Genomic DNA, 9,648 nt, shown 5'->3' with positions numbered 1-9,648 from the left:
AGGCACCAGGGGTTCGGCCTCGTCTATCGGTTCGGTCGGTTTCGCGCTTTCCGCGTGCTCGACAAGCTCATCCGCGGCGCCGGATTCGGCGCGTGCGTCGGAACTGCCAGTCTCTGCGGGGTTTTCGGACAGCCCGCCATGCGCCTCTTGGGCGGCATCCACTCCCGGCGCCTCGGCTTCATCGAAGCGCCCGGCATTCTCGATGCCCACGGATGGCGCATCGGACAAGCTTTCGGCTTGCCCCCGGACGGTGGAATCGTCTGCGGGAATCGCGTCTTCTTCTGTGCGCGAAAGCGGGGATTCTACGCCATCATCCGCCGCGATGGGGGCGCCGTCGTCCGAAACAGACAATTCCGCCCCTGGAATACTGGCTTGCACACCGGCCTCGGCAAGGGCGCCCTGCCCTTCGCCATTCTCGGCGACGGCAGCGGCATCCGCGCCTTCGACGGAATCAGCACCCTCCACGGAATCAGCGCCCTCGACGGAATCCGCGGCATCATCGGTATTGGCGGCATCAACGCCTTCGGCGGCGTCGGCGGCATCCGCCAGCTGCTGCACTTCGCCCAGGTCCAGGCCGGCCAGCGCGGCGGCGGCATGCGTCGATTCCAGCGCGGGCAATTCATCCAGCGCGCGCAGGCCGAGGTCATCGAGGAACTGGCGCGTGGTGCCGAACAAGGCAGGACGGCCGGGCGCGTCGCGGTGGCCGATGACTTCGATCCAGCCCCGGTCCTCCAGCGCCTTCACGATGTTCGACGACACGGTCACGCCGCGGATGTCCTCGATATCGCCGCGCGTCACCGGCTGGCGCCAGGCCACAATGGCCAGGGTTTCCATCACCGCGCGGGAATACTTGGGCGGCTTCTCGGGATTGAGCCGTTCCAGATAGCGCTGCATGTGCGGGCGGCTCTGGAACCGCCACCCCGTCGCCAGCTGCACCAGCTCCAGGCCGCCATCGGCCCAGTTGTTCTGCAGCGTTTCCAGCAACGTGCGCAAGGCGCTGTTGTCGAATTGTTCATCATCCCCGAACAGCTTGCGCATTTCGGACAGTTGCATCGGCTGCACCGCGCAAAGCAGCGCGGTTTCCAGCACGAGTATCGCCTCGCTATCGTTCATCGAGATTCAAATTCAAAAAGGGCTAACTTGCGTTAGGTTGAAAATAAGGCTACTATTCTTTTCTCAGACGCGGGGTGGAGCAGTCTGGCAGCTCGTCGGGCTCATAACCCGAAGGTCGTAGGTTCAAATCCTGCCCCCGCAACCAAATTGATCAAGGCCTGGCGAATGCGCCGGGCCTTTTTCATTTGCGGCCGGCGTGTTGAAAACAAACACATTGAACGCACGCAGGGCGTCAGCAGCCAAGACAAGCCCGCGCGACGCCGGCTTGCGCGCTGAATGCAACGACGGAATCGACGCGGCATTTTGCCAACCGGAAATGCGCGCCACGGCGCCACGCCAGGCAGCGGCCCGCGCAGCCACCCGGACCACACCATGGGCGGGACGGCTACAGACAGCGCTGGTTTGCGTATTTCTCACGAGAATCCTGTATTTACCACCAACCGCCGCGGGCTCGCGCGGCGATACTCACGCCATTCAAGATGGGCTGCGCGCAGCCCCCGGCTATGGCGGGGACAAATCCATCAGCGACGGATTCGTTCAAGCAAAATCTGGAAAGCTGGCAAATGCGCCAACAAGCCTGCGGAACGCACCACCATTTGGCGCTATTCCCGCGGCAACCGACATTGCGGTAATCGATATTGCGGTATTCGAGATCAAGGACCTGAATCGTCAGGCATCGGCCAATGGCACCCCGCGCCTGCGGCCGCCATCCGGAAAATCCGGTGCGCCTCTCCCCTGGTGCTCCTGGCGCCCGGCCTTGCAGGGCACTGGCCCGACAAGCCTGGACCCCAATACGTCGGAACCACGATTCTTAGATATTTTCCAAGACTACTTGCTGGCGGACGATGGCAAAGGCCCTGATGCACAGCGCCTGGCCCGTCGAGGCAGCAGCCAAATTATACCGTTATATACCCCGCCCTCAACCCGGCGCCTCCAAGCGAGGGCGCCCCGAGGACAGCTTAGGACTGATCCCAGGGCGCCGGCCCCAGCCGCTCCACCAGGAAATCCAGCATCGAGCGCAAGATCAAGGGCATCTGCCGGCGTGACGCATAGACGCCGTAGATGCCGAGCTCCTGCGGCCTGGCCTGCGGCAGGATGACCTTCAAACGCCCCTGCGCCACATACTCGGCGGCGTAGTAAGTTGGCAACATGGCGACGCCGGCGCCTTCCAGCGCCGCCTGCAGCAGCACCGACACCTCGTTGGCGCTGATGTTGCCGCTGACCGGCACATCGACCGGCACGCCCTCGCGCTCGAAACGCCACAGACTCTTGCCGAAATAGGAGTGGGTCAGGCAGTTGCGCAGCGACAGATCCTCGACCCGCGCCGGCTCGCCTTCGCGCTGCAGGTAGTCGGGCGAGGCGCAGACGATGGAACGGCAGACCGCCAGCTTGCGCGCGATCAGGTTCGGATCCAGGTCATTGGTGATGCGCACGGCCAGATCGACCCGCTCCTCGACCAGATTGACCGTCCGGTCGACCAGCATCAGGTCGACCGAGGTGCCCGGGTGCAGCTTGACGTAGTCGGTGATGACCCGCGCCAGGTGCCGGGACCCGAACGACATGCTGGTGGTCATGCGCAGCAGGCCGCGCGGCGTATCCTCGGGCGTGGAGACCGCGCCGCGCAAGTCGCCCACCATGTCGAGCATCTGCCGGCAGCGCGGCAGCGTCTCGGCGCCGGCCGGCGTCAGGCTGAGACGGCGGGTGGTGCGATGCAACAGGCGCACGCCAACCCATTGCTCCATTTCGGCCAGGTAGCGCGACACCATCGCGCGCGACATATCCAGATGAACCGCCGCCGCCGACAAACTCCCTCTGTCGGCGACCTCCACGAATACCTGCATCGCTTTCAATCGGTCCATGATTGTCTCGATTCTTGCATCAGACTTTCTGGTTATACCGTATTTCCATGCATTTTCAGCACATGAAATGACAGCTTTCCAGCCATTTCAAGACAATCCCGCAAGCGCGCGCCGGCTTTGCCAGCGAGCGGCGCCGAGGCCGGCCCGTCAGGCGGGGAACTGGCCCAGCGCCGCGCACACCTCGGCCCGCACCGCGCCCACGTCAGCCCCTCTGACGATATAGACCAGCCGCGACAAGCGGTCGTCGCCCGGCCATTGCGGCAACGTCCGGATCGGATAGAGCTCGCCGTGCACGCCATGAACCTCGCAGGGCAAGGCTTCGCCCTCGAAGCACACCAACCCCTTCATCCGCAACAATGCCGGGCCGAACCGCTCCTGCACCCGCGACACGCCCGCCAGGAAGGCGGCGCGCCCGATCGGCGCGACCAGCGTCAGCGAAAAGCTCGCCACCTGCGCATGGCGTCCGGCCATCGGCTTGGCGAACGCCCGCAGCCAGCCCGCCAGGTCGGTGCCGTCGCGCCGCGCCTGCGTGTCGGGCCCCTCCAGCAACGCACCGACCAAGGGCGCGTCGGTGCGCTGCACGCAGCGCCGCGCGCCCGGATTGACCGCGGCCACGGCCTGCTCCACCGCGCGCAATTGTGCGGCGTCCGCCAGGTCGGATTTACTGAGGACGACCGTATCGGCCAGGGCCAGTTGCCGCAGCGCTTCCGGTTGCGTCTCCATCTGCTGCGGTCCGTGGCGCACGTCGACCACCACGATGGCGCCCTGGTAGGCATAGCGCTCGGCCAGGAAGCGGTCGTGCTTGAGCGTGAAGAGCACCGGCGCCGGATCCGCCAGGCCGCTGGTCTCGATCAGCACCCGGCGAAACGGCTTGATGCGGCGATTGAGCGCCAGCATGAACAGCTCGCGCAGGGTGTCGGCCACCGCGCCGCTGACCACGCAGCACAGGCAGCCGCCCTCGATCAGCACGATGTTGTCCTGTGCCAGGCGGACCAGATGATGGTCCACGCCGATGTCGCCGTATTCGTTGACGATAACCACGGCGTCGGCATAGGCCGGCTCGCGCAGCAGGCGATTGAGCAGCGTCGTCTTGCCGCTGCCCAGAAACCCCGAAATCACCGTCACGCCGATGCGCTTGTCGCCTTCCGCCGCCATCACCCCACGGGCTCTCGCCCCGTCCTCGCTATTGCGCCGCGCCCCAGATGGGGAACGGATCCCGAATCGTAGCCAATTCGATCGCCGGGCGGGTCATTTCTTCCTGCGTCATCAGGCACGCCTGCAGCCGGGCCGTCAGCGCCGCCTGGTCCATGCCGACGCCGATCAGCACCAGTTCCTGGCAGCGGTCGCCATAGATGGGATCCCAGTCGGCCACGATGCGGGCGCGCGACTCGACATCCTCCGGCCAGCGCTCGCGGGGCAGCGCGGCCCACCAGTACCCGGCCGCGCCATGGCGCGTGACGGGGCCGGCCTGCGACCAGGAGGCGGCGAACGCGGGCCGCGTCACCAGCCAGAAGTAGCCCTTGGAACGCACCACGCCGGGCCACTCCTCGTGAAAGCAGTCCCACAGGCGCTGCGGATGGAACGGCCGCCGCGCGCGGAACACGAAGCTGCCGATGCCGTACTCCTCGGTTTCCGGCGTGTGCTCGCCGCGCAGCACCTTGAGCCAGCCCGGCGCCTGCGCCGCCTCCTCGAAATCGAAGCGTCCCGTATCCAGCACGCGCGCCAGCGGCACGCGGCCGAACTCGCCGTGCACGATGTCGGCGCGCGGATTGAGCTGGCGCAGGATCGCCTCCAGCCGCTCCAGCTCGTCCGCCGCGATCAGGTCGGTCTTGTTCAGCACCATGACATCACAGAACTCCACCTGCTCGATCAGCAGGTCGACCACGGTGCGCTCGTCCTCCTCGCCCAACGTCTCGCCGCGCGCGGCCAGGCGGTCCTGGCTGGCGTAGTCGCGCAGGAAATTGAAGGCGTCCACCACGGTGACCATGGTGTCCAGCCTTGCCACGTCGGACAGGCTAAGCCCGTCCTCGTCGCGAAAGGTGAAGGTCTCGGCCACGGGCAGCGGTTCCGAGATACCCGTGGATTCGATCAGCAGGTAATCGAAGCGGCCCTCGGCGGCCAGACGGCGGATCTCGATCAACAGGTCCTCGCGCAACGTACAGCAGATGCAGCCATTGCTCATTTCCACCAGCTTTTCGTCCGCCCGCGACAACGCCGCCCCGCCCTCGCGCACCAGCCGGGCGTCGATGTTGACGTCCGACATGTCATTGACGATGACCGCCACGCGCCGCCCCTCGCGGTTGTTCAGCACATGATTGAGCAAGGTGGTCTTGCCCGCGCCGAGAAAGCCCGACAGCACCGTCACCGGCAGGCGCGCATCCGGCCGCCCATCTGTTCCCGCACTGGACCCCGCTCCCAGCCCCACATCCTCATCGCTCATCCGCATGACATTCACCAAAAAGAAATGTTATTACATAACAAATCTTACGCGCGCCACGGTCCTGGGGGCAAGCCCGCAATCATCGGGGGCGGGTAACAGCGAGGAAGGAAGAAGGACGCCCGGACCAAGCTTGGAACTTGGGGCTCTGCTTTGCTTGGCCGGCCCGAATTTCGCCGCACGGATGGACGCAAGTGGCGCAACGCACGCCCCAAAGGGGAGCAGAACCACAAAGATATCGACGGCACCGCGCACGAACGCGCGCGACAAAAAACCCAAAGCGAAAAACCAAAAGGGCCACTCACTTGCGTGAGTGGCCCTGAATTCTTTGGCTCCCCGAGCTGGGCTCGAACCAGCGACCTGCGGATTAACAGTCCGTCGCTCTACCGACTGAGCTATCGGGGAACTGCTAAGAAACGAGATTATGAAGGAAAAATTCGAAGTGTGCAAATCGGATCTTTTTTCGCGCCACACGCACCCCAAGTTTCCCATCGCCAAAAAACTCTGATATCATTTCGGTCTTTCCAGATCAGGCCCCATAAACAGGGCATGAAACGGGAAAGAAAAAGATGTTTTGCCTGAGGTTCTGGCTTGCCGGAAACGAAGCAAATGGTCTTGCCGGCATAGCTCAGTTGGTAGAGCAGCGCATTCGTAATGCGAAGGTCGTAGGTTCGACTCCTATTGCCGGCACCAGAATTCAAAAAGCAGCCCTTCGGGCTGCTTTTTTCATTTCCGGCCGGCGCGCCTGAACCGGCCCGCCGCCCCGGGCCGCCCTCCCCTTGCGGGAACTCCGGCCTCGCCGCGCACGTCCAACCCGCTGGACACCTCACGGCGACAACTATCATGCGCATCCTTCTCGTCGAAGACGACACCATGATCGGTGAAAGCGTGCTGGACTGCCTGCGCGCCGAACACTACGCCGTCGACTGGGTCAAGGACGGCCACGCGGCCGAACTGGCCCTGCGCACCGATCCCTACGACCTCGTGCTGCTCGACCTTGGACTGCCGCGCCGCGACGGCCTGACGCTGCTGCGCGAGCTGCGCGGCCGCAAGGACCGCACTCCCGTCCTGATCGCCACCGCGCGCGACGCCGTCAGCGACCGCATCGCGGGGCTGGACGCGGGCGCCGACGACTACATCGTCAAGCCCTACGACGTCGATGAACTGCTGGCGCGCATGCGCGCCCTGATCCGCCGCAGCGCGGGCCGCGCCGAGCCGGTGTTCGAGCACGACGGCATCATCATCGACCCGCAGTCGCACGCCGCCACCGTCGACGGCACGCCAGTGCCGCTGACCGCGCGCGAATGGGCGGTGCTGGAGCCGCTGATCGCCCGCCCCGGCATGATCTTCTCGCGCGCCCAGCTCGAGGAAAAGCTGTACAGCTGGAAAGACAGCGTCAGCAGCAACGCGGTCGAGGTTTATATTCATGGCCTGCGCAAGAAACTGGGTCAGGACCTGATCCAGAACGTGAGAGGCGTCGGCTATGTCATTCCCAAAACATGAGCATTCCGCTTAGCTATTCGCTGCGGGCCCGGTTGCTGTTCTTCCTGCTGGCCGCGATCGCGGTCGGCGCGCTGGTGCAGGGCGCCATCGCCTATCGCAGCACCCTGCAGCAGGCCGACGACATCTTCGATTCGCTGCTGCAGCGCACCGCGCTGTCGCTCGGCACCGGCGACGGATTGCTGCGGATGGGACCGGCCCATGCCAAGGGCTCGGCCACGCCGATGGCCGACGACCTCATCATCCAGATCTGGACGCCGGATGGCGTGCGCGTGTTCAACTCGCGCTCGCGCCGCCCCCTGCCCGACCAGATCATCCTGGGTTTCGCCGATGCCGAAGTCGAAGGCAGCACCTATCGCGTCTACTCGCTGGCCACGCCCTTCCAGGTGATCCAGGTGGCGCAGGACATGCAGGTGCGCAAGCGCATGGCGGGCGCGCTGGCCTGGCGCACGGTCGCGCCGATCGCGGCGGCGGCGCCGCTGCTGATGCTGATCGTCTGGTGCGTAGTGAGCTGGTCGCTGCGGCCCGTCAAGCGCGCCCGGGCCCAGGTGGCCGACCGCCGCCCCGAGGACCTGTCGCCCATCAACGTGCCTGACCTGCCCGATGAAATCCGGCCGCTGATGCAGGAACTGAACCTGCTGCTGGAACGGATGCGCGGCGCGTTCGCGCAGCAGAAGCAATTCGTCGGCGACGCCGCGCACGAGCTGCGCTCGCCGCTGGCGGCGTTGAACCTGCAACTGCAATCGCTGCGCCGCGCCAGTGACGACGACAGCCGCCGCGTCGCCGAGCAACGGCTGGCGGCGGGCATCGAACGCGCCACGCGGCTGGTGGAGCAATTGTTGTCGATGGCGCGCCACGAGAACAACGCCGAGCAGCCGCCCGCTGAAACCGTGGACCTGGCCGACGTGGTGCGCCTGGCGCTGTCCGAGACGCTGCCCGCGGCCAACGCCAAGGACATCGGCATCGAACTGCGGGGCGCGCCGCAGGCCATGGTGCGCGGACATCGCGACGATCTGGTGCTGCTGGCGCGCAACCTGCTCGACAACGCCATCAAGTACACCTCCGCCGGCGGCCATATCGCGATCCGGCTCGACACGCCCCCGGAAGGCGCCCGGCTGCTGATCGACGACAACGGCCCGGGCATCCCGCCGGCCGAGCGCGCCCGCGTGTTCGACCGCTTCTACCGGCTGGACGGCAACACCCAGCCCGGCAGCGGCCTGGGGCTGGCGATCGCCCGCGCCATCGCCCAGCGCCACAACGCGGCCATCACGCTCGAGGACGTGCCCGACGGCCCCGGCCTGCGCGCCCAGGTGGCGTTTCCGCCCGAGCAGGCGCCGACTTAAGATTCACCTAAGTGTCAGGCCCGAAGATAGCGCCATGTCCCCACACATGACGCAGGAGCCGACATGAAGACCTCGAAGATGAACCCCTCGCGCCTGGTGCTGGCGCTGCTGGCCGCCGGCGCGATTGGCGGCGCTGGCGCGACCGCCGCGTTCGGCGGCATTTCGATGGCGGCCAGCGCGCCGTCCGCCGTGGCCGCAGCCTCCCCTACGCCGGGCGCCCCTACGCCGGGCGCCTCCATGGGCGCTCCCAATTTCGTGCAGATCACCCATGACTACGGCCCCGCCGTGGTCAACATCAGCATCAGCGGCACGCGCAAGGTGTCCGATGACGACGACGATCCCTTCGCCCAATTCTTCGGCCAGATCCCCGGCGCGCGCGGCGGCATGCCGTCTCGCGAAGTGCCGATCCGCGGCGAGGGCTCGGGCTTCATCGTCAGCAGCGACGGCGTCATCCTGACCAACGCCCACGTGGTGCAAGGCGCCAAGGAAGTGACCGTCAAGCTGACCGACCGCCGCGAATTCCGCGCCAAGGTGCTGGGCGCCGATCCGCAGACCGACGTGGCCGTCATCAAGATCGACGCCAAGAACCTGCCGGTGGTGAAGGTCGGCGACGTCAACCAGCTGCAGGTGGGCGAATGGGTGCTGGCCATCGGTTCGCCCTACGGCCTGGAGAACACCGCCACCGCCGGCATCGTCAGCGCCAAGGGCCGCTCGCTGCCGGACGACACGTCGGTGCCGTTCATCCAGACCGACGTGGCGGTGAACCCCGGCAATTCCGGCGGTCCGCTGTTCAATGACCGCGGCGAAGTGGTCGGCATCAACTCGCAGATCTACAGCCGCACCGGCGGCTTCCAGGGCCTGTCGTTCTCGATCCCGATCGACGTGGCGTACAAGATCAAGGACCAGATCCTGGAACACGGCAAGGTGCAGCATGCGCGCCTGGGCGTGACGGTGCAGGAGGTCAACCAGGACCTGGCCAACTCGTTCAAGCTCGATACGCCGTCCGGCGCGCTGGTCTCCAGCGTCGAGAAAGGCAGCGCGGCCGAGAAGGCCGGCCTGCAGCCCGGCGACGTGGTGCGCAAGATCAACGGCCGCACCATCGTGTCGTCCGGCGATCTGGCGTCGCTGATCACGCTGGCCACGCCGGGCGAGAAGATCACGATGGACCTGTGGCGCAACGGCGCCCCCAAGGAAGTCGTGGCGACGCTGGGCGGCGTGCCGAAGGACCGGACGCAGACCGCCGGCGACAGCCGCGAGGTGCAGAAGGGTCAGCTCGGCCTGGCATTGCGCCCGCTCTCGCCGCAGGAGCAGGAAGCCTCGGGCACGCAGGGCCTGTTGATCGAGCAATCGGCGGGTCCGGCCGCCAAGGCCGGCATCCAGCCGGGTGACGTGCTGC

The 9,648-nt window shown here is 66.3% G+C and carries 8 protein-coding genes and 3 tRNA genes; 5 read left to right on the top strand and 6 right to left on the bottom strand.

What is annotated here, in order from left to right:
• Positions 1 to 1,113 (bottom strand): SMC-Scp complex subunit ScpB (gene scpB, locus AOZ53_RS04120; RefSeq protein ID WP_231690548.1); only part of this gene is annotated, 1,113 nt, incomplete at its 3' end.
• Positions 1,114 to 1,181: 68 nt separating this feature from the next.
• Here scpB and AOZ53_RS04115 point away from each other — a divergent pair.
• Positions 1,182 to 1,258: transfer RNA gene (locus AOZ53_RS04115), tRNA-Met, on the top strand.
• Here AOZ53_RS04115 and AOZ53_RS34045 read toward each other — a convergent pair.
• The 5 genes from AOZ53_RS34045 to AOZ53_RS04095 all read right to left on the bottom strand — a co-directional run bounded on the left by AOZ53_RS34045 (position 1,237) and on the right by AOZ53_RS04095 (position 5,814).
• A complete protein-coding gene (locus tag AOZ53_RS34045) occupies positions 1,237 to 1,440 on the bottom strand; it encodes a hypothetical protein (protein ID WP_156333226.1) in 204 nt (67 codons plus the stop codon). The genes AOZ53_RS04115 and AOZ53_RS34045 overlap by 22 nt on opposite strands.
• A 632-nt stretch (positions 1,441 to 2,072) precedes the next feature.
• Positions 2,073 to 2,972 (bottom strand): LysR family transcriptional regulator, encoded by a 900-nt coding sequence (locus tag AOZ53_RS04110; protein ID WP_156333224.1) that lies wholly within the window; start codon positions 2,970 to 2,972, stop codon positions 2,073 to 2,075.
• Positions 2,973 to 3,119: 147 nt separating this feature from the next.
• Entirely contained in the window at positions 3,120 to 4,127 is a 1,008-nt protein-coding gene (locus tag AOZ53_RS04105; RefSeq protein ID WP_082380253.1) for a CobW family GTP-binding protein, read from the bottom strand.
• 28 nt (positions 4,128 to 4,155) lie between these two features.
• Entirely contained in the window at positions 4,156 to 5,412 is a 1,257-nt protein-coding gene (gene zigA, locus AOZ53_RS04100; RefSeq protein ID WP_231690549.1) for a zinc metallochaperone GTPase ZigA, read from the bottom strand.
• 326 nt (positions 5,413 to 5,738) lie between these two features.
• Positions 5,739 to 5,814 (bottom strand) — tRNA-Asn (locus tag AOZ53_RS04095).
• A gap of 212 nt (positions 5,815 to 6,026) precedes the next feature.
• On the opposite strand from AOZ53_RS04095, the gene AOZ53_RS04090 reads away from it, so the two are divergent.
• The 4 genes from AOZ53_RS04090 to AOZ53_RS04075 form a co-directional block, all read left to right on the top strand.
• Positions 6,027 to 6,102: transfer RNA gene (locus AOZ53_RS04090), tRNA-Thr, on the top strand.
• Between the two features lie 150 nt (positions 6,103 to 6,252).
• On the top strand, positions 6,253 to 6,912 hold the full coding sequence (locus AOZ53_RS04085; RefSeq protein WP_054486910.1) for a response regulator: 660 nt from the start codon (positions 6,253 to 6,255) through the stop codon (positions 6,910 to 6,912).
• Positions 6,909 to 8,252, top strand: coding sequence for an ATP-binding protein (locus AOZ53_RS04080; protein ID WP_054429445.1), 1,344 nt, complete (start codon positions 6,909 to 6,911; stop codon positions 8,250 to 8,252). The genes AOZ53_RS04085 and AOZ53_RS04080 overlap by 4 nt, the downstream gene beginning before the upstream one ends.
• A 63-nt stretch (positions 8,253 to 8,315) precedes the next feature.
• Positions 8,316 to 9,648: Do family serine endopeptidase (locus tag AOZ53_RS04075; protein ID WP_054486908.1), on the top strand; the 1,333-nt coding region annotated here is incomplete at its 3' end.

Origin of the sequence: Achromobacter sp. 2789STDY5608621 (assembly GCF_001299375.1) — a bacterium.
Classification (GTDB): Bacteria; Pseudomonadota; Gammaproteobacteria; order Burkholderiales; family Burkholderiaceae_B; genus Achromobacter; species Achromobacter insuavis.
This window is presented reverse-complemented; position numbering and strand designations above follow the sequence as displayed.